At 64.0% G+C, this 19,946-nt stretch carries 15 protein-coding genes; 7 read left to right on the forward strand and 8 right to left on the reverse strand.

The genetic code is table 11. From position 1 onward, the window contains the following. The first annotated feature begins 57 nt into the window (after nucleotides 1–57). The 4 genes from dnaK to AC3ANQ_RS02160 all read left to right on the forward strand — a co-directional run bounded on the left by dnaK (nucleotide 58) and on the right by AC3ANQ_RS02160 (nucleotide 4,245). Entirely contained in the window at nucleotides 58–1,926 is a 1,869-nt protein-coding gene (gene dnaK / locus AC3ANQ_RS02145) for a molecular chaperone DnaK (protein ID WP_488303590.1), read from the forward strand. A gap of 2 nt (nucleotides 1,927–1,928) precedes the next feature. Further along, on the forward strand, nucleotides 1,929–2,591 hold the full coding sequence (locus AC3ANQ_RS02150) for a nucleotide exchange factor GrpE (protein WP_488303591.1): 663 nt from the start codon (nucleotides 1,929–1,931) through the stop codon (nucleotides 2,589–2,591). 236 nt (nucleotides 2,592–2,827) lie between these two features. Then, complete coding sequence (locus AC3ANQ_RS02155; RefSeq protein ID WP_488303592.1) at nucleotides 2,828–3,793, forward strand: DnaJ C-terminal domain-containing protein; 966 nt, start codon at nucleotides 2,828–2,830, stop codon at nucleotides 3,791–3,793. A gap of 29 nt (nucleotides 3,794–3,822) precedes the next feature. Next, nucleotides 3,823–4,245: a heat shock protein transcriptional repressor HspR gene (locus AC3ANQ_RS02160; RefSeq protein WP_488303593.1), complete on the forward strand. Its 423-nt coding sequence runs from the start codon at nucleotides 3,823–3,825 to the stop codon at nucleotides 4,243–4,245. 75 nt (nucleotides 4,246–4,320) lie between these two features. Here AC3ANQ_RS02160 and AC3ANQ_RS02165 read toward each other — a convergent pair whose 3' ends face one another. Genes AC3ANQ_RS02165 through AC3ANQ_RS02185 form a run of 5 tightly spaced genes read right to left on the reverse strand, consistent with a single transcriptional unit; the run spans nucleotide 4,321 to nucleotide 10,697 of the window. Then, complete coding sequence (locus AC3ANQ_RS02165) at nucleotides 4,321–6,711, reverse strand: bifunctional salicylyl-CoA 5-hydroxylase/oxidoreductase (RefSeq protein ID WP_488303594.1); 2,391 nt, start codon at nucleotides 6,709–6,711, stop codon at nucleotides 4,321–4,323. 14 nt (nucleotides 6,712–6,725) lie between these two features. Continuing rightward, on the reverse strand, nucleotides 6,726–8,384 hold the full coding sequence (locus AC3ANQ_RS02170; RefSeq protein WP_488303595.1) for an AMP-binding protein: 1,659 nt from the start codon (nucleotides 8,382–8,384) through the stop codon (nucleotides 6,726–6,728). Nucleotides 8,385–8,425: 41 nt separating this feature from the next. Further along, nucleotides 8,426–9,316: an acyl-CoA thioesterase gene (locus AC3ANQ_RS02175; protein WP_488305241.1), complete on the reverse strand. Its 891-nt coding sequence runs from the start codon at nucleotides 9,314–9,316 to the stop codon at nucleotides 8,426–8,428. 5 nt (nucleotides 9,317–9,321) lie between these two features. Continuing rightward, nucleotides 9,322–9,804, reverse strand: coding sequence for a cupin domain-containing protein (locus AC3ANQ_RS02180; protein ID WP_488303596.1), 483 nt, complete (start codon nucleotides 9,802–9,804; stop codon nucleotides 9,322–9,324). Nucleotides 9,805–9,809: 5 nt separating this feature from the next. Then, entirely contained in the window at nucleotides 9,810–10,697 is an 888-nt protein-coding gene (locus AC3ANQ_RS02185) for a fumarylacetoacetate hydrolase family protein (RefSeq protein WP_488303597.1), read from the reverse strand. 154 nt (nucleotides 10,698–10,851) lie between these two features. Here AC3ANQ_RS02185 and AC3ANQ_RS02190 point away from each other — a divergent pair, with 154 nt between their 5' ends. Together AC3ANQ_RS02190 and AC3ANQ_RS02195 are read left to right on the forward strand one after the other, a co-directional pair. Further along, nucleotides 10,852–11,250, forward strand: a complete 399-nt coding sequence (locus tag AC3ANQ_RS02190) for a RidA family protein (protein ID WP_488303598.1) — start codon at nucleotides 10,852–10,854, stop codon at nucleotides 11,248–11,250. A gap of 46 nt (nucleotides 11,251–11,296) precedes the next feature. After that, the gene (locus AC3ANQ_RS02195; RefSeq protein WP_488303599.1) at nucleotides 11,297–12,775 is read left to right on the forward strand and encodes an amino acid permease; all 1,479 of its coding nucleotides are present in this window, start codon (nucleotides 11,297–11,299) and stop codon (nucleotides 12,773–12,775) included. A 107-nt stretch (nucleotides 12,776–12,882) separates the two neighbouring features. Here the strand turns inward: AC3ANQ_RS02195 and AC3ANQ_RS02200 are convergent, their stop codons facing one another. The 3 genes from AC3ANQ_RS02200 to AC3ANQ_RS02210 form a co-directional block, all read right to left on the reverse strand. After that, on the reverse strand, nucleotides 12,883–13,758 hold the full coding sequence (locus tag AC3ANQ_RS02200) for a PaaX family transcriptional regulator (protein ID WP_488303600.1): 876 nt from the start codon (nucleotides 13,756–13,758) through the stop codon (nucleotides 12,883–12,885). Between the two features lie 207 nt (nucleotides 13,759–13,965). Next, nucleotides 13,966–15,150 carry a Fic family protein gene (locus AC3ANQ_RS02205; protein WP_488303601.1) on the reverse strand — a complete coding sequence of 395 codons (1,185 nt, stop codon included), beginning with the start codon at nucleotides 15,148–15,150 and terminating at the stop codon, nucleotides 13,966–13,968. A 99-nt stretch (nucleotides 15,151–15,249) separates the two neighbouring features. Beyond that, nucleotides 15,250–18,672, reverse strand: a complete 3,423-nt coding sequence (locus tag AC3ANQ_RS02210; protein ID WP_488303602.1) for a DEAD/DEAH box helicase — start codon at nucleotides 18,670–18,672, stop codon at nucleotides 15,250–15,252. 333 nt (nucleotides 18,673–19,005) lie between these two features. Here AC3ANQ_RS02210 and AC3ANQ_RS02215 point away from each other — a divergent pair, with 333 nt between their 5' ends. Next, entirely contained in the window at nucleotides 19,006–19,836 is an 831-nt protein-coding gene (locus AC3ANQ_RS02215; protein ID WP_488303603.1) for a DMP19 family protein, read from the forward strand. Nucleotides 19,837–19,946: the final 110 nt, after the last annotated feature.

Below are 19,946 nucleotides of genomic sequence, written 5' to 3' on the forward strand. Positions count from 1 at the left end.
AACGGGTTGAGGAAGCGGGTGCAATCTCGATCGTCGGCCATTGAAAGGAAGCAACATATGTCACGCGCTGTAGGTATCGACCTCGGAACCACTAACTCCGTCGTCTCTGTTCTCGAAGGTGGCGAGCCCACCGTCATTGCCAACGCCGAGGGTGGCCGCACCACGCCGTCGGTCGTTGCATTCTCCAAGTCCGGTGAAGTCCTGGTTGGCGAAATCGCCAAGCGCCAGGCCGTCAACAACATCGACCGGACCATCGCCTCCGTCAAGCGCCACATGGGCACCGACTGGAGCGTCGCCATTGACGACAAGAAGTACACGCCGCAGGAAATCTCCGCGCGCATCCTCATGAAGTTGAAGAACGACGCCGAGTCCTACCTCGGCGAAAAGGTCACCGACGCTGTCATCACCGTCCCGGCCTACTTCAACGACGCCGAACGCCAGGCCACCAAGGAAGCCGGCGAAATCGCTGGCCTCAACGTCCTGCGCATCGTCAACGAGCCCACCGCAGCTGCACTGGCCTACGGCCTGGACAAAGGCAAGGAAGACGAGCTCATCCTGGTCTTCGACCTCGGCGGCGGAACGTTCGACGTTTCCCTGCTTGAAGTCGGCAAGGACGAAGACGGCTTCTCCACCATCCAGGTCCGCGCCACTGCCGGTGACAACCGCCTCGGCGGCGACGACTGGGACCAGCGGGTCGTCAACTACCTGCTGAACCAGCTCAAGGTCAAGGGCATCGACCTCTCCAAGGACAAGATCGCCCTGCAGCGCCTCCGCGAAGCCTCGGAGCAGGCCAAGAAGGAACTCTCTTCCTCGACCAGCACCAACGTTTCCCTCCAGTACCTCTCCGTCACCCCCGACGGCCCGGTCCACCTGGACGAGCAGCTGACCCGCGCCAAGTTTCAGGACCTCACCAAGGACCTGCTGGAGCGCACCAAGAAGCCGTTCCACGACGTCATCACCGAGACGGGCATCAAGCTCTCCGACATCGACCACATCGTGCTGGTGGGCGGTTCCACCCGTATGCCCGCCGTCTACGAGCTGGTCAAGGAACTCGCAGGCGGCAAGGAGCCTAACAAGGGCGTCAACCCGGACGAGGTTGTTGCCGTTGGTGCAGCACTCCAGGCCGGTGTGCTGAAGGGCGAGCGCAAGGACGTTCTGCTCATCGACGTCACCCCGCTGTCCCTCGGTATCGAAACCAAGGGGGGCGTCATGACGCACCTGATCGAGCGCAACACGGCCATCCCCACCAAGCGTTCCGAGACCTTCACCACCGCTGACGACAATCAGCCGTCCGTGGCCATCCAGGTCTTCCAGGGCGAACGTGAATTCACCCGCGACAACAAGCCGCTGGGCACGTTCGAACTGACCGGCATTGCCCCGGCTCCCCGCGGCATCCCCCAGATCGAGGTCACCTTCGACATCGACGCCAACGGCATCGTCCACGTCTCCGCCAAGGACAAGGGCACCGGCAAGGAGCAGTCGATGACCATCACCGGCGGCACCGCGCTGTCCAAGGAAGACATCGACCGCATGGTCCGTGAAGCCGAGGAGCACGCAGCCGAGGACAAGGCACGCCGTGAGGCTACCGACACCCGCAACACTGCCGAGCAGCTCGCCTACTCCGTGGACAAGCTCATCGCCGAAAACGACGACAAGCTGCCTGAAGCGGTCAAGACCGAGGTCAAGGCCGACGTCGATGCCCTCAAGAAGGCCCTCGAAGGCACCGACGACGCAGCAGTGAAGACCGCTTTCGAGAAGCTGCAGCACTCGCAGTCGAAGCTCGGCGAAGCGATCTACTCGCACGCCGGTTCCCCGGATGGTGCAAGCAGCGCGGCCGGTGCTGAGGGCGCTCACGCCGGTGCCAAGGCTGCCGACGAGGACATCGTCGACGCCGAGATCATCGACGAAGACGAAAAGAAGAAGTAACCATGCCCCACCACGGCAACGAAGCAGAGCACTCACCTTCCAACAACGAGGGCAACGAGCAGCACAAGCCGGTCATCCGGGACCACCGCAAGGTTGACCCGGAGACCGGTGCCGCCCGCCACCCCCAGAGATCGGCAGCTGAATCCAACGCCGCTGCCGCCGAGGGCGACGCCCTGTCCCAGGCTGAGGAAATCCTCAACGGCATCGAGGTTCCGGCTGAAGAGTCGGTGGCCCCCGGTGCCGCGGCAGAAGCAGAGGCCGCGGAACTCCGCAACGACCTCCTGCGCCTGCAGGCCGAGTACGTCAACTACCGCAAGCGCGTGGAACGCGACCGGGCCGTCGCAGGGGAAATGGCCGTCATCGGCGTCCTGAACTCCCTGCTGCCGGTGCTCGACGACGTCGACGCCGCCCGCAAGCACGGCGACCTCGTGGACGGCCCGTTCGCCGCGATCGCCGCCAAGCTGGAGAACGCGCTGAAGACGTACGGCCTGGAGCGCATCGCGGAAACTGGCGTCGAATTCGACCCCACGATCCACGAAGCCCTCATCCAGCAGCCGGGCGAGGACATCGAAGTGGACACGGTCAGCCAAGTGCTGCGCTCCGGCTACCGCTCAGGCGACCGAGTGCTGCGTGCGGCCCAAGTGATCGTGGCAGTGCCGGCCTGAGGTTCGTGCCCCTGTTGTACTCACCGCGCCTTCGCGGATGAGGGGGCCCCGCCCCTTCGCCGGGTGGCCTAGGATCTGCGATCCTTGGCCACCCGGCTTCGGCAGGCCCGATGCCACTCCCGGGCCCCCTCATCCGCTACGGCCCACGCGGTTGGCTCGCCTGACGCGGGACTCACCTAAGGTGGGATGAGCGCAGCGATGCGCAACCGAACACAGAAACGAAAGAGAGAAGCCGAGTGGCCAGCCAGGACTGGGTTGAGAAGGATTTTTACGCCATCCTTGGTGTCGCCAAGGACGCCTCTGACGCTGACATCAAGAAGGCGTACCGCAAACTTGCGCGGAAGTACCATCCGGATACCAATTCCGGGGATGTTGCTGCGGAGAAGAAGTTCAAGGACATCTCGGAGGCCTATTCGGTGCTTTCGGATGCCGAGGAACGTCAGCAGTACGATGCCATTCGTGCCATGGGCGGGGCACGCTTTGCGCCTGGTGCGGGACGCGGCGGGCCGGCCAATGGCGGCTTCGAGGACCTGTTCGGCGGACTTTTCGGCGGCGGCGCACGTCAGCCAGCCGGTGCAGGCGGTATCCCTCCCGAGTTCGCTGACCTGTTCGGCGGCGGTTTTGGCGGTGGCCAAACCGGTTTCCAGCGCGCCCCCCAGAAGGGCAGCGACCGCACGGCGTCCACCTCGATTTCCTTTGCCGGCTCGATCCACGGCACCACGGTGAGCCTGCGCGAAAGCAACGGCAACGTCATCGAGGTCAAGATTCCCGCGGGCATCAGGGATGGGCAGAAGGTCCGTCAACGGGGCAAGGGCAATCCGGGTGCGGCAGGTAACGGGGACCTCATCATCACGGTGAACGTCAAGCCCCACGATTTCTTCATTCGCGACGGCGACAACATCCGCATCCACGTGCCGGTCACCTTCGCGGAGGCCGCCTTGGGTTCCAACATCCACGTGCCAACGATCGACGGCGATAGTGTCACGGTCCGCGTCCCGGCCGGCACGCCTTCCGGCCGCACGCTTCGGGTCAAGGGCCGCGGCGTCAAAACACCGAAGGGCACCGGAGACCTGCTGGTGACGATCGACGTCTCCGTCCCGCAGAACCTTAACAAACAGGCCGAGGAGGCCGTCAAGGCATTCGCCGCGGCCACTGCCGACGCCGATCCGCGCCACGACCTGGCCGCCAAGGCCCGCTTGTAGCGGCAGCAACACACAGGAGGGACGTAGTCATGGGCATCGACGTCAACCAGCCGATCTTCGTCATCTCCGTCGCGGCCTCACTGGCTGACATGCACCCGCAGACCCTGCGCCAGTACGATCGTCTCGGCATCGTCTCGCCGAGCCGTGCGCCGGGCAAGTCCCGGCGCTACTCCCAGCGGGATATCGACCGCTTGCGTGAAGTCCAGCGGCTCTCCCACGAAGGCGTATCCCTTGAGGGCATCAAACGCATCCTCGATCTCGAAAACCAAGTGGCCGCGCTGCAGTACCGCGTGGCCGAGCTGAGCGAGGAATTGCAACGCCGGCGGGGCCAGGTGGAGGCCCGTATTTTCGCAGCAGGAGCAGCGGGCGACGTCGTCAGCCTGGCCCGCGGGCAGCGCCCCCGGGCGCGGTCCCAGGCGGTTGTGGTGTGGCGGCCGCGTCCGGGGGAGTAGCCCTCTAGGCCTGCGACAGGGTAGCCAGCAGCACGGGGCTGCTGGGCTCAGCGCGGGGACTCCAGGCGGTAGAGCCTAGTTGGCCAGTGCGGGCGCGGAGACTGAGCTCGGGGTCCAGCGCAGGTGCGTGTTGTCGGCGTCGGACTCGGGCTCTTTCAAGAGCGAAAGCCTGGGCCTCACGGCATCCGTGCGGGAGCTCGGCGGTTTGCGTCGGCCCGCACGGAACTGCGGCACCCATTGCGCTCCCGGGCCCTGGTATTCCTGCTCGGCCGCGGCGTGGAGCGTCCACTGGGGGTCGAACAGGTGCGTCCGGCCAAGCGCCACGAGGTCTGCCCGTCCTGCAAGGAGGATGGAATTGACGTCGTCGTAGCTGGAGATGGCGCCGACAGCGATGACGGCGGCTCCCGCCGGTGCGGCGACTTCCTGCCGGATGCGGTCCGCGAAAGGGGTTTGGTAGCTGCGGCCGAACGTCGGTTGTTCTTCCTTGGTGACCTGGCCGGTGGAGACATCGATGCCCGCTGCGCCGTGGGCCACGAATGCCCGAGCGATGTCGAGTGAATCATCCGAGTCGTTGCCCCCTTCGATCCAGTCTGTCGCGGAGATGCGTACCGTCACTGGCTTGCTGGCGGGCCAAGCCGCGCGGACGGCGTCGAACACCTCCAGGGGAAACCGCAGGCGGTTCTCCAGGCTGCCACCGTATTCGTCCGTGCGGCGGTTGGACACCGGCGAAAGGAACGAGGAAAGCAGGTAGCCGTGCGCGGCGTGGAGCTCCAGAAGGTCGAAACCTGCTTCATCCGCCCGACGGGCAGCATCCACGAATTGCGCCGTGATGGCGGCCATGCCTGCACGGTCGAGCTCCTGCGGCGTCTGGTTGCCGGGACCATAAGGCAAAGCTGATGGTCCGACGACGTCCCAGTTGCCGGACGCGAGCGGCTCGTCGATGCCTTCCCACATCAGCCGGGTGGAGCCTTTGCGGCCGGAGTGTCCAAGTTGCGCACCGATCTTCGCCGTTGAGTTGCCATGGACGAAGTCCACGATTTCCTTCCAGCTGTCGCGTTGGCCGTCCGTGTACAGGCCGGTGCAGCCGGGGGTGATCCGCCCGGTCTCGGAAACACACACCATTTCGGTCATCACCAGTCCGGCGCCGCCAAGTGCCTTGGAGCCGAGGTGGACTTTGTGGAAGTCGCCCGGGACGCCATCCACTGCGGAGTACATGTCCATAGGGGAGACCACAATGCGGTTCTTCAGTTCCAGTCCGCCGATCCGGAACGGCTGGAACATGGCCGGGGCGGGCTCTGCCAGTCCTTGGGATTGGGCGAAGTTGCGGTCCACCGTGTCGGCGAATTCCGGGTCGCGCAGGCGCAGGTTCTCCTGTGTGATGCGGCGGCTGCGCGTGAGGAGGTTGAAAGCGAACTGCGTCGGATCCTGCTCCTTGTATTGGGCGATCCGCTCGAACCATTCCAGTGAAGCCTGGGCAGCGCGCTGGGTGGAGGCCACAACCGGACGCCGCTCGGTTTCATAGGCGGACAAAGCAGATTCCACATCCGGGTGCTCGTGCAGGCATGCGGCGAGTGCCAGGGAGTCCTCCATGGCCAGTTTTGTTCCGGATCCGATGGAGAAGTGTGCGGTGTGGGCAGCGTCGCCTAGCAGCACAACGTTGCCGTGGCGCCAGCTTTGATTGCGCACGGTGGTGAAGTTGAGCCACTTGGAGTTGTTGGACAGGACCTCAAAGCCATCGAGTTCCTCGGCGAAGATGGAACGGATCTTGCTGATCGCCTTCTCGTCTGACACGCCCGGCGGGAAGACGTCGGACGCGGTCTCGTCGAACCCGGCAGCGCGCCACACGTCCTCGTGCATTTCGACAATGAACGTGGACCCTTCGTCGGAGTAGGGGTAGCCGTGGATCTGCATGACCCCCCATTCGGTCTCCTTGACGAAGAACTTGAAGGCCTCGAAAACCTGGTCCGTGCCCAGCCACATGAACTTGTTGGGCCGCAGGTCCAGGCTCGGAGAGAAGGAGTCCGCGTATTTGGCGCGGATCTGGGAGTTGATGCCGTCCGCTGCGAGGACCAGGTCATAGCCGGCCTCAAGCTCCTCAACGGGCGGTGCGACGGTCTGGAAACGCAGGTCGACGCCGAGTTCGGCGCACCGGCGCTGAAGCAGTTCCAGCAGTTCCTTGCGGCTCATGGCCGCAAAGCCTTGGCCGCCCACCGTCATCGTTTCGCCGCCGAAGTGGATGTCGATGTCGGACCAGCGTGCGAAGCGCCGGCTCATGTACTCGGCCACGACGGCGTCGGCGTTGCCAATGCCGCCGAGCGTCTCATCGGAAAATACGACGCCGAAACCGAAAGTGTCGCTGGCGGCGTTGCGTTCCCAGAGGGTGATCTTGTGCGACGGGTCGAGTTGCCTCATCAGGGCCGCGAAGTACAGGCCGCCGGGGCCGCCGCCTACGATTGCGATTTTCATGCTTTTGCTCCTTCTCAGGCCTGGCCCATGCCTGCGCCGGCAAGCTGTTCAGGGTCGTTGTTGATGCGGTCACGCAGCTTGAAGTGCTGCAGCTTGCCGCTGGGGTTGCGGGGAAGTTCGTCAACGAACCGGATGTCCCGCGGGTACTTGTAGGGGGCGATCATCCGTTTGACGAAGTCTTGGATTTCCTTGCGCTTCGCGTCATCGCCTTTGACGCCTTCGCGCAGGACGATGAACGCGCAGACAACGCTGCCGCGGGCCTCGTCGGGCCGGCCGATAACGGCGTTCTCCACCACGTCCGGGTGCAGGTCGATGGCGGTTTCCACCTCGGGGGCACCGATGTTGTAGCCGGAGGAGACGATCATGTTGTCCGACCGGGCCTGATAGGTGAAGTACCCGTCCTCGTCCTTCGTGAAGGTATCGCCGGTGACGTTCCAGCCATTGACCACATAGTTCGATTGCCGTGGGTCGTCCAGGTAGCGGCATCCGGTGGGGCCGATGACGGCGAGCCGGCCAATCTGCCCGGGTCCTAGTTCCAGGCCCTCGTCGTCGAGGATGGCTGCCCTGTACCCGGGAACGGCCCGGCCTGTGGTTCCGGGCCGGATGTCGTCCCCGGACGCGGAAATGAAAACGTGCAAGAGTTCGGTGGCTCCGATGCCGTTGACGAGCCGGAGGCCCGTGGCCTGCCGGACTGCCTCCCACGTTTCTTTGGGCAAGTGTTCGCCCGCCGAGACAGCCACACGCAGCCCGCGGAGCAACGATCCGCGGCCTTCCTTGAGGATGGCGCGGTAGGCGGTGGGTGCGGTGAAGAGGATGGTGGCCCCGGCGGCGGCAGCACTTTCGGCAAGTTCCACGGGGGTGGCCCGTTCGGTCAACAACGAGGATGCGCCGAACCGCAGCGGGAAGACCACCAGCCCGCCGAGGCCGAAGGTGAACGCGAGCGGCGGGGAACCGGCAAACACGTCGTCGGAGGTTGGCTGCAGAATGTGGCGGGCGAACGTGTCAGCGTTCGCGAGGATGTCCCGGTGGAAATGCATGGTGATCTTGGGCGTGCCCGTGGTGCCCGACGTCGGGCCGAGCAGCGCGACGTCGTCGGCCGAGGTGGGCACGGCCGTGAACTCGCCGCTCTTGGCGGCGGCGCGGGACGTGAGGTCGCCGGCGTCGTCGGATCCGTAGGAGAGGACAACGGTGTCCTCTCCTGCCGCCGCGAGCAGTTCGTCCATGAACCTGTGGTCCGAGATGGCCACGGTGGGACGCGTGAGGTTGATAAGCGTGCCGACCTCGCTGAAACGCAGCGTCGGCATGGTGGTGACAACGACGGCCCCGGCTTTGAGCACGCCAAGCCAGGCCGCGACGATCCAGGGATTGTTCGGCCCGCGCAACATGACGCGGTTGCCGGGCACCACGCCGAAGTCCTCGGTGAGGACCTGGGCTACCTGGTTGGCGCGTTGCTGCAGTTCACCGTAGGTCCAGACCGCGCCGTCGGGGGTTCGCAGGGCGGCCCGCTCGGCGCCAAGGGTTGCGACGGCGTCGTCAATGAGCACCGCTGCTGCGTTGAGCGTCGCCGGGTACTGGAGTTCCGGCAGGGTGAATTCGAGGGTCGGCCACGTGCCGGCCGGTGGCAGATGGTCGCGGGTGAAGGTGTCCACGTGGGCTGATCTCAACATTGTCATGGCCACTCCTTTCAGTAATAGGGCGGATAAGTCGTAAGGGTTCAGGAGCCGGCGCGGATCATGCCTTCTTGGGCCACCGTTGCCAGCAGGCGTCCTTGCCTGTCGAAGAAGCGGCCCGTGGCCAGCCCCCTGTTGCTTTGTCCGGACACGGCCTCCTGGGCGTACAAGACCCAGTCGTCGGCGCGGCCGTCCCGGTGGAACCACATGGAGTGGTCCAGGCTAGCGGTGGCGAGTCCGTGGCTGGACCAGTGGAGTCCGTTCACCCGGAGCAGCGGCTCAAGGATGGTGTAGTCGCAGACGTAAGCCAGTGCCGCCCGGTGCAGATCGGCGGTGGCATGTTCGTCACCGGCGTCGGGCAGCTGTTCGAAGGCTTTCACCCAGATGGCCTGATGCGGCACGGATTCGCCTTCCACCTGCAGATATACCGGCCCGGGAATGTGTCGCATGTCGAAACTGCGCTTCGAGGACCAGTACTCGGCAGCGGGTCCCTCGACGCCCTGCAGCACCTCGGCGGCGCTGCGGAGGGATTCGGGTTCGACGGCGGATGGCGCCTCGGGCTGGAATTCCGGGCCGTCTTCGGGCACCTGGAAGGAACCCATCGCCGCGTACACGGTCTTGCCGTTCTGGTATCCGCGGACGCTGCGGGTCGAGTAGCCGCGACCGTCGCGGAGGCGTTCAACCTCGTAGCGGACCGTGGCCCCGATCTCCACGGGGCGCATGAAGTAGCTGTGCATGGAATGCAGCGAACGGTCGTCGTCGACCGAGCGCATCATCGCCGCCGCGGCCTGGGCCACCATGTCTCCACCGTAGGCTTTGGGCCATGGAACGTACTGCGAGATGGCTTCGTAGGCTTCGTCGTGGATCTGGGCCGGGACGGCCGTCAGCTCGATGGCTTTGAGGAACGTCTCCGACGTCAGGATCCCAGTGGACATGTCCATCAGGCCCTGCGGAAGCCGGCGAGGGTCTCGTCTGCAACGTCCTCAAGGTTGACCACCAGGTTCTCCGGAGTGCGCGCGGTCAACCACACGAGTTCCTCGGTGACGGACATGTTCGCCTCGACGTGAGGCATGAACGGCGGGACGAACACCCAGTCCCCGGTCTTCATGTCCAGGAACTCTGAGTAGTTCTCGCCGAAGTAGATGCGTCCATGGCCGCGGAGCACGTAGCCGCCGGTTTCCGCTTCGCCGTGGTGGTGCGGCAGGGAGCGGTAGCCGGGGACGTTGGAGACCTGCCCGAACCAGATCTTGGTGGCCGGCGTGTGCTGGATGCTGACGCCGGAGACGCGGACGCAGTCGCCGGACTGGGCCGTGTTGGTGTCCTCTTCGCCGGCGCGCGTGACGACGGGAACCACTTTGCCGTCGGGCTGGGCGTAAATGGAGTTGTCGCCTTCGGTACGGTACTCGGTGGTGGTGTCGCTCATGATGCTCACTCCTTGGAAGTGCTTGTGGATGCGGTTGTCGTCTTGGATGAGTCGGCTGTGTGGATCCGGATGGTGTTTTCCAAGCGGCCGATGCCAATGATCTCGGTGGTGAGGATGTCGCCGTCGTTCAGGAACCGTGGGGGAGTCATGCCCATGCCTACTCCGCCCGGGGTCCCGGTGAGGACCAGGTCTCCTGGACGCAGGATGGTGAACTGGGAAATGTAGGAGAGCAGGCGCGCGGGGCCGAACACCAAGGTGCTGGTGTTCCCGGACTGCACTAGCTCGCCGTTGACATAACCGCGGACCTCGAAATCGCCGTCGATCCCGTCCGCGGTCACCATGACCGGCCCCACGGGGGTGGTTCCGTCGAACGCCTTGCCTTGGAACCACTGGAGCGTCCGGTTCTGCCAATCGCGCATGGAAATATCGTTGGCCACCGTGTATCCCGCGATGGCTTTCCGCGCTTCGTCTTCGTCCGCGCGGAACAGCTCGGAGCCGACGACGACGGCCAGCTCGGCTTCCCAGTCGACCTTCGCGCTGCCGTGGACATCGATGGTGTCAGCCGGCCCGGTGAGGGTGTCCGCATACTTCGCGAAAAGCGTGGGGTATTGAGGCAACTCGCGGCCCATCTCCTGGATGTGGTCTCCGTAGTTCAGCCCGCAGCAGATGACCTTCCCGGCCCGCGGAAGCAGAGGTGCCAGCTCGCTGGCAGGTGCAGAAACGGCTTCCGATCCGGAGGCTACAACAAGGGCGGCTTCAACGAGCGAGCGCCAGTCCCGGACTGCAAGGAGGGCTCCGACGTCGTTGGCCGGCAGCCGAACGTAACTGTTCCCGCCCGTGGCGAGCGCCGCCGTCGTGCCCCCGTCGGCTGTCCGCAAGGTGGCCAGCTTCATGGTTTATGTCCCTTCGTTTCCGGGCAATTCCTACATTCTCCTCGATGTGTCGACTTTTTTACGATCGTCACATATGCTCAATGTAGCACGGCGGGGAATGATCTGCACAGGGTTTTTCGAACATGCCGCAGCCGCCATCACGAGGAGGAACAACATGAGCCACAAGACCGTCAATCCCGGGTCGCTCCCGAAGCCGTCAGGCTTTGCTCACGGAATGCTCGCCGGAAACACCTTGTTCCTGGGCGGCCAGACGGCCTTGGACAAGGACATGAACATCGTTCCTGGCGGGATCGTCGAACAGTTCACACAGGCTTTTTCCAATGTGCTGACCACCCTGCGCGAGGCTGGCGGATCGCCCGAGGACCTGGTCAGCGTGACCATTTACCTCACCGACGTGGACGACTACATGGCCAACGGCCGCGAGATCGGACGAATCTGGCGCGAAATGGCCGGATCCGAGTATCCCGCCATGGCTGGAATCGGCGTCACGCGGCTTTGGCAGAAGGAAGCCCTCATCGAGATCCAAGGCATCGCCGTCATTCCGGAGCGCTAGCCACGAGGCGCAACATTCAAGAAAGTTTCGAGCAAAGGAGACAACGATGTCACAAAGCTTCGACCTGATTAAGAACCGCGAGCGCGGACTCAAACGCGAACTCACCAGTCCCCAATTGACCATGATCGCGCTGGGCGGCGCGATCGGCACCGGGCTCTTCCTCGGAAGCAAGTTCGCAATATCCTTCGCCGGGCCCAGCGTCTTGCTGAGCTATGCAATCGGGGGCCTGATCGCCGTGATGCTGATGGGCGCGCTGGCTGAGATGACCGTGGCGCATTCGACCACGGGATCCTTCGGGGCTTTCGCGGAGCACTACATTTCGCCCCTCGCGGGATTCCTGGTGAAGTACCTCTACTGGTCCTGCGTCGTGCTGGCCGTGGGCACTGAGGTCCTCGCGATCGGGGACTACATGAAGCTGTGGTTCCCCGGACTTCCCCCGCTGGTTTGGATCCTGTTGTTTGCCGGGGTTCTCATCGCCGTCAACATGTTCAACGTCAAGGCCTTCGGCACCCTTGAGTATTGGTTCTCCAGCATCAAGGTGTTCGCCATCCTGGGATTCATCCTGCTTGCCGCCGTTCTGGTCTTCGGAAAGGGGGAGTCCGGCTACGGCATCCACAACTACACTGCCGAGGGCGGGTTCTTCCCCAACGGGGTGTCCGGCATGTGGGTGGCCGTGATCGTCGCGATCTTCAGCTACCTCTCGGTGGAGATGATCGCGATTGCTGCGGGTGAGGCGAAGGATCCGGGAACGGCGGTCAAGAAGGCATTCAAGGTCACGGTATTCCGTCTTTTTCTCTTCTACATCCTGACCTTGGCGCTGATCCTGGCCATTGCGCCCGTCAGCCAGATCCTCGCCGGAAACAGCCCCTTCGTCACCGTCATGCAGGTCATCGGCATTCCGTTCGCAGACTCTGTCATCAACGTCGTGGTGATTGTGGCTGCTCTTTCAGCGATGAATTCGCAGCTCTACATCTCCACCCGCATGATGTTCAGCCTGTCCCGGGCAGGGCAGGCGCCCGCCGTGTTCGGACGGCTCCACAAGAACGGATCCCCGGTCAACGCGCTGATCCTCTGCACAGGTGGAATCGCGGTCGCGGCCTGCGTCTACGCGATGAACCCGGAGTCGGGCTTCACCTTCATGATGGCGTTGTCGATGTTCGGGGCCATGGCCACGTGGCTCATGATCTTCGTAACCCACTTGGCATTCCGACGCTCAGTGAAGCGTGACGGGACAGCCCTGTCATACAAGCTTCGGCCCTACCCGGCGGCGTCCTGGGGCGGAGCCGTCCTCATGGTTGCCATCATGCTCACGACGCTCTTCGTCGAGGCCTTCCGGATGACATTGATCTTCGGTGTCCCGTTCGCCATTTGCATCGTCGTCCTCTACTTCGTCTTGAAGAGGGGCCGCCAAGGTGCCCCTTCGGGAACCGCAGAGTCCGACGCCGCCGGTTCCGCAACCGGTGACAAAGCCACCTCCGCCGGGTCCGCCGTCGTCGGGTCCGGCTCCGACGCGACCGGAATTTGAATGGGGCAGCGCCCTCCTAGGGTAGTGGCGCGCACCCCTTGGGCGTGGGGAGGACCGGCCGCATTGCGGCCGGTCCTCCCGTGCTCCTTGGACTCGCGCGCTAGGGGCTAAGGCGCCACCAGATCGACGCTGCCGTGGATGAGCTCGTGCGCATAGGCTGCCGCGAGGGGCGCAGCAAGACGATGAACCGCCTGGAAGGTCTCGCGAACCGCCGGGCCGCGCCAGTCCTTCGGGAGGTATTCCATCGGCAGGTTCGGGTCCCGGTACGGGAAGCGCCGCCACAGGGTCAGCATGGGAATGTAGTAGCGGAAAGCATCCCGGCGTAGCTGGGCCGTCGAGTTGGCCAGGACGGCCTCGGGATCATCTCCTACCAGCCCGGCCCAAAGATCTCCGGCCCCTTCGTAGAGGTCCAAGAACTCGGCGAATTGCTCATCGATGGCCTTCAGATCCCACCATTCGGCCACCTTCGGCCGCATGGGGCCCTCAAACAGGTAGTCGCCGCGGAAGAAGTCCACAAACTGGATGAGACCCCGCGAAGCAAGCCGATCCCGCGCTTGGTCAAGGACTTGGGCCGGCGCTATCCATACCCCCGATGCCACGGATCCAAAACCGAGCCCGGACAGCTCGGAACGCAGTTGGTGCCGGCGGTTCCGCATTGACTCGGGGACGGAGAACACCGCGAGGATCCAGGATTCCAACTGGGGGGAGCGCTCGGCGGCGAAGATCCTCCGGTCGCCCTCGCGGAAGACGTCCAGAACGGTGTCGGACAGTTCGTATTTGGCGACGCCGTCCTGGCGGACACTTTTGAGCACACCCTTGGCCTTCAGCCGCGAGACTGAGGATCGGACTCCCGGCGCATCGTAGCCGAGGTCGCCCAGCATGGAAATCAGTACGGAAACCGGGAGGGCATCGCCTGAACTGCGGCCGTAGAGCCCGTAGATGGTGACGATCAGCTGCTGGTGGCGCACCGGAGGAGTGGGCATGTCCATCACGTTTCTGAGCCCCGATCCCATTCCACAGTTCTGTCGATGCTTGCCTGCATCACCGGCGGCGCTTCGTTGCCCTCCACGGGTCCCCTTTCGGGGACGTCGTAGTGCTCTGGCCGCGTTCAATTGTATACATCAAGTGACGGCCGTTCGGAACTTGATATGCCGAAGGAGGTGGGCTTGTTTACCTGCGCGCCCAAGGACTCAGACGTCGCGTCCAGCCAGGCGACGGTTAAGCCTGTCCACTTCGTCCAAGACTTCGGTCGCTGCCCATGCACGATTCCGTTGAGACTGGGTGATCTGCGTCAGAATTCCGGCGTTGGTCAGCCTGTCCAGGACCCTGTAGATGGATCGCTCTTCGATGCCTGCGATGTATGCGGCGCTGTGTGCTTCGAACACTGGCCGCTCCAAGAGCCAAGGAATGATCTTCTCGTCTGCGGAGCCCTTTCGGGGCCGGGCTGCCTCCATCCATGCGGCCGGGAGGGCGTCGAGGGACGCCACTGACTCACGGGCCGCTTTCGCTGCGCGGAGTGAGGATTTGGCCAAGTACAGCACGAACGGATCTGCGTCGCCATTGCGGTAATTGTTGAGCAAGGAAAAGTAGCTCTCCACGTCCGCAACCATGGCCGAAGCGATTGGTATTACGGTGTTTTTGGTCAGCCCCCGCCGACGGGAGATGGCTCCGATCAGCGCCCGGCCAATACGACCATTGCCGTCGGTGAACGGGTGGATGGATTCGAAATGTGCGTGCGCAAGAGCGGCTTGCGCCATGATGGGGACGTCTCGCCGGGCGCAGAACGCCATGAGATCGTCCATGAATCCGGGGACGAGCCCTGCGGGCGGTGGCACATGAATGGCCCCTCGAGGTGAGTAATCGCTTCCGCCGATCCAGTTCTGAACGTCGCGGTACGAACCGGCATGCCTACCGTCCATGGGGTCGTCCTTCATGAGCGTTTTGTGCGCGGCAAGTATGGCCTCCAGCCTGACCTCACCTGTGGTGCCGGCATCGTTGATCATGCTCTGGACGGCTTCAGCGGCAGCCACCATCGAGTTAGCCTGGTCCGTTGCCTTCAGCCCGATCATGGCGCGTGCGTAGTCATTTCGGTTGGCGTCGACGTGCTCGATCTTGGATGAAGAAACCGCCTCGCTGCGAAGGAGAAATCCGCTGACGGCCGTCATGCGGGTGCCGGCTGTTACATCCAAAGATGCGATGGCAACTGCAGCCTCTTCGAGCGCCACGATGGTTTCACGTCCTGGCTCGAACCAGAGATCCGCTATGAGCGGCGGCAGCGACACCTCTACCTCTGTGAACTCCCGATCCTCGCGGGGCGGTCGTCCGGATGACTTCCATGGCACAATCTTGCTTCCGTGCGCGGGCCAAGTAGCCATGTAGCCTCCTGAAAACTGTGAATTAGTGGCTCGTTATTCACATTTTATGGCAAAAAAGTGAATAGCAGCGATCTTGGTGGTCATTTCTCGGCGCGGACCCTACTCCGCGAACAGCCCCGCCAGGTCTTCCGCCGTCAGGGCACCGCCGGCCAGGGCATCGCCCTCCATGACATCGGCGAACAGCTGCGACTTCTTGGCCTTGAGCGCCATGACCTTTTCCTCGATGGTGTCCTTTGCCACCAGGCGGTAGACCATCACGTTCCTGGCCTGCCCGATCCTGTGGGTGCGGTCCACGGCTTGTGCCTCAGATGCCGGGTTCCACCATGGATCCAGCAGGAATACGTAGTCGGCCTCAGTCAGGTTCAGTCCGAACCCTCCGGCTTTCAAGGAAATGAGGAACACGGGCGCCGCGCCGTTCTTGAATTCGCTGACGACGTCGGCCCGGTTCCGGGTGCTGCCGTCGAGATAGCAGAACTCGGTACCCTCTTCCTCAAGACGCTGGCGGACCTTGCCCAGGAATCCCGTGAACTGGCTGAAAATGAGCGCCCTGTGCCCTTCGGCGACGATGTCCTCAAGCTGCTCGAACAGCACGTCCAGCTTGGACGAGCGTACAGCGGACAGAGACTCATCCACCAAGGAAACGTCCAGGCTCAACTGCCGGAGCAGGGTGAGTGACTGGAAGATCGTGAAGCGGTTCTTGTTGACGTCGTCAATGAGCCCAAGGATCTTTTGCCGCTCACGCTGCAAGTGGGTCTGGTACACCTTTTGGTGCCGCGGGTTGAGGACCACTTCCAGCACTTGCTCCTGCTTGGGCGGCAGGTCCTTGATGACCTGCTCTTTGGTGCGGCGCATCATGAGCGGACGGACCCGACGGCGGAGCTTGGCGAGTTGGGCTTTGTCGCCGTTCTTTTCGACCGGCTTCTGGTAGTACTCCGCGAAGCGGCGCGGGCTGGAGAACAGCCCCGGCGCCACGATGGAGGTCAGCGCCCAGAATTCCATGAGGTTGTTCTCGAGCGGTGTTCCCGTGATGGCCAGTTTGAAGGATGCCGGGAGTTTCCGGGCGCACTGGTAGGCCTTGGACTGGTGGTTCTTCACGAACTGGGCTTCGTCGAGCATCAGCCCGGCCCATGCCTTGGCGGCATAGGCCTCGTAGTCGATCCGGAACAGCGCGTAGGAGGTGATGACGACGTCGGTCCCGGCCATGGCTTCTTGCGGATCCGTGCCGCTCTTGGCGAAGGTTTCTCCGATGGTCTTCATGCTCAGCTCGGGCGCGAATCGCTGCACTTCGGCGGCCCAGTTGCCTACCACGCTGGTGGGTGCGACCACTAAGAAGGGGGCGCCACCCGAACCCGCCTCGCCGAAGTCCGCGACGCTGCCACCGGAAGCAGTTGCGGCCTCCTCCTTCGCCGCGCACATCAAGGCGATCGCCTGCACGGTCTTGCCGAGGCCCATGTCGTCGGCCAGGACTCCCCCCAAGCTGTGCCGGTACAGGAAACTCAGCCAGTTGAAGCCCTCCAGCTGGTACGGACGGAGCTCAGCGTCAAGCGAGCCCGGCAGCGGTAGCCCGGTCACGCCGTCGTCGAGCAATCCGCCCACGGCCTCGCGCCATGCGGCCGCTTGCTCGTCGACAATCCCTAGTTGCGCGAGCTCATCCCAGAGCCCGGCCTGGAAGCGGCTGATCTGCAGGGGGCCGTGCCGGTCCGGGTTGTCCTGCAAAGACCTGGCCTCGTCGATGAGAGCACGGAGTTGGTGCAGCTCGGGCAGGTCAAGCGAGAAGTAGGCGCCGCTTGGTAGGAGCATGCGGCTCTGGCCCGCGGCGAGGGCGGAAAACACTGCGGCGAAGGACACCGGTTCGCCCTCGAGCGTGATGACGATGCCGAGATCGAACCAGTCGCGGCTGTCCGTCGCCTTGGTCGAAATGGAGACAACGGGGGCCTCGGTGGCTTCGCGGTAGTCGGCGATCTCGCCTGAGGTGTCCACGACGACGTCGGGCAGTTCCCGGAGCCGGGGCAGTACCTCCTCGGTGAAGGCCAGCGTGTCCAGCCCGTCCAGCGCCACCGAGGCCGCCAGCCGCGGGGCTCCCCATCCGCCGCTCGAGGATTCGCCCAGCGCGCCAACCGTGTCCCAAGGCCGGCCCAGGATCTCCAGGATCCGCGCTTCCTCGGCGTCGTCGCGGTAGCCGTGATCGTCCGGGTGCCGCCAGAGGGGCTGGGCCGTCACGAGCTTGCCGGCCTTGTAGTGCCACTCCCAGTGCAGCCGCACCCGGTGGTCGGCGCCGTAGTTTGCCAGCAGGGACAGCGTGGGCACGGCGAGGACAGGCAACTCCACGGAATGGTCCGCCGCCGTGACCCGGGTGGATTGCTTGAGTTTCGGATAGAACGCCGTGAGGAATCGTTCCTCGTCCTGGGCCGGGATCTGGAGCCGGGACGCGCCCATGACGAAGTCCAGGAGTTCCTGCGACTCGCCACCCTCCAGCGGGGCCAACGTGATGAGGTTCTCCGGCGCCGAAACGCCGGGCAGGTACCCCTCGCCAGGGCCCGTGAAAAATAGGCCATGCGCCGGGCGGCCGATCAAGCCCAAGGTGACCGGATCAAGGGCGTCCCCGCCCAAGGTCACCGACGGCGCCAGCTGCAGTCCGTCGTCGGCCCGGCCGCTTTCCAGTCGGCTCAGGTCAAGCCCGACGACGGCGGGCTCCCCAGCAATGCGGACAGGTTCAGTCCCGCCGGAGTGGATGAGCGCGACCCCCACTTTCGCGGCTTCGGCCAGCAGGCTCCACAGGTTCTTGCCAGCGAATTCATTGAGCAACATCCACATGCTGGACGTGAGCTGCCGGTAGTCGGTGGTGGAATGCGCGGCGAGGAAGTTCTGCATCCAGTCGATGTGGGCTTCGTTGAATTCGCGCTTGTAGCTGAGGTAGTTCAGGTTGGTCCAGGAGACGTCGCCGCGGATCCACTTGCCTTTGGCTCCCATCATCACCGGGCGGGCTTTGAGCTGGCGCACGCTTCGGAGGGGATCGCGCCGGCCTGTGTAGGAGAAATGCGGGGCCGGCTCTTCCACTTCGAACGCCAGCGCCAAGGGGAGGCCTTGGCCTTGTGGGGCGTTTCCCGGAGTGGCGATGAGCTTGCTGAGGGCCTGTTCCCACGCAGGCCGCTGCACGGTTCCACCGGCCTGGGCAGTCTGGCCGAACGCCGGGGCGCTGAGCAACTGAGCCCGCACGGCAGGATGGTCCTCGGCAGCGAAGAGAAGGGCGGCCACGTGTTTGCAGTCTTTGCGGACGGGACAGCTGCACACTCCCACGGTGCAGCTCCAGCCGCCGGGCTTGCGGACCAGTTTGGCCGACGTCGAATACGCTGATGGGCCACTGCCCCGGACCTTGCCCATCATCAAACCTGTGGCCGAGTCGAAAGTGATGCTGCTGACCCGGCTTCCCATGGCATAGGCAAGGCCGGCCGCCAAGGAGCGGTCGTTAATGGCGGGTGTCTGAATCGCCAGTTCCCAGGAGTCGTCTGAGTGGGAAGGCATTCTTTGGGGCTACTTTCGACAGGAGGCTATCTATGAATCCTAGTCCCCGCCGCCTCCCTGACTTCGCTCCGCTCAGCCAGGGAACCCGGGCGGCGTGGGCCCAAGCCGCCTCCCTGACTTCGCTCCGCTCAGCCAGGGAACCCGGGCGACGTGGGCCCAAGCCGCCTCCCTGACTTCGCTCCGCTCAGCCAGGGAACCCGGGCGGCGTGGGCCCACCGAGCGGCGCTGAAACTTTGCCGGACGTTCACCTCGGCCTAGCCTGCCTGACTACCGCCCCCGCGTACGTTGAAAGGGTCCGGAGCAGCACAAGCTTCCTAGCAGTGAGGAAATCCCATGACCAGCATTGAGAACCCCGTCATTCTGACGAAGGACAGCATCGAGGCCGCCAACGCAGACGTTGTGGACGCGAACGTCACCGTGGTCAACGAGATGTACGAGGAGCTCCTCAACCATGAGGAAATCGCTACCAACGCTCTGCGCAGCTACTTTGTGGACTACTACCTGACGCAGGCACTGGCCGGCGGCTTCGCCCAGTACGTATTCACCGTCCCGGAGCGCGAAGAAGTGGACACGTTTGTCCGCGAAGGCCTCGAAGCCATGGGCGCCACCGGCCACCTTGAGCTGTTCAACCGCACCGCAGCAGCATTCGACGCCCTGTCCGAGGACGACGCCGAGGCATACCTGGACGGCGACCTTGACGAGTCGGAAGTGGCAGCGGAAGCCGTGGCAGAACTCGAAGCCCTCGACGGTGAATTCGAATCCCTCCTGGAGACCGAGGACATCATCGAACTCAACGCAGCGTGGCTCCGCAGCCAGGATGGCGTCCTCTACCTGGACGAAGAGCAGCGCAAGGCCCACATCGCCGAGCGCGTCGCCCTCATTCCGAACCTCGAAGAGCGCCAGGCAGAGGCCGCCGAAGCCGAGCTCGAAAATGCCCCGGAATTCGAGCTCATCATCCGTGAACTGTGCGACGTCGCCGGCTACGAGCTGGAGAAGATCACCATGGGCGATCCCAACTACAAGCACGACGGCGAGACGATCCTCGCCTGGCACTTCGCCACAGACCACGGCAACTACGTCATGATCGAAGAGGACGACGAAGCTTTCATGATCCACCCGGAGACGAAGGAAATCATCGCGGCCGTCGAGTTCGAAGACGCCTAAAGACGCTCGCTCACCTTTGAGCCTTCCAAGGCAAACGCTCGCTCACCTTTGAGCCTTCCAAGGCAAACGCTCCTTCAGATCTGCCGGCCCGGCCGGACAGATCTGAAGGA

The organism is Arthrobacter sp. DMZ02-1R (assembly GCF_057747935.1).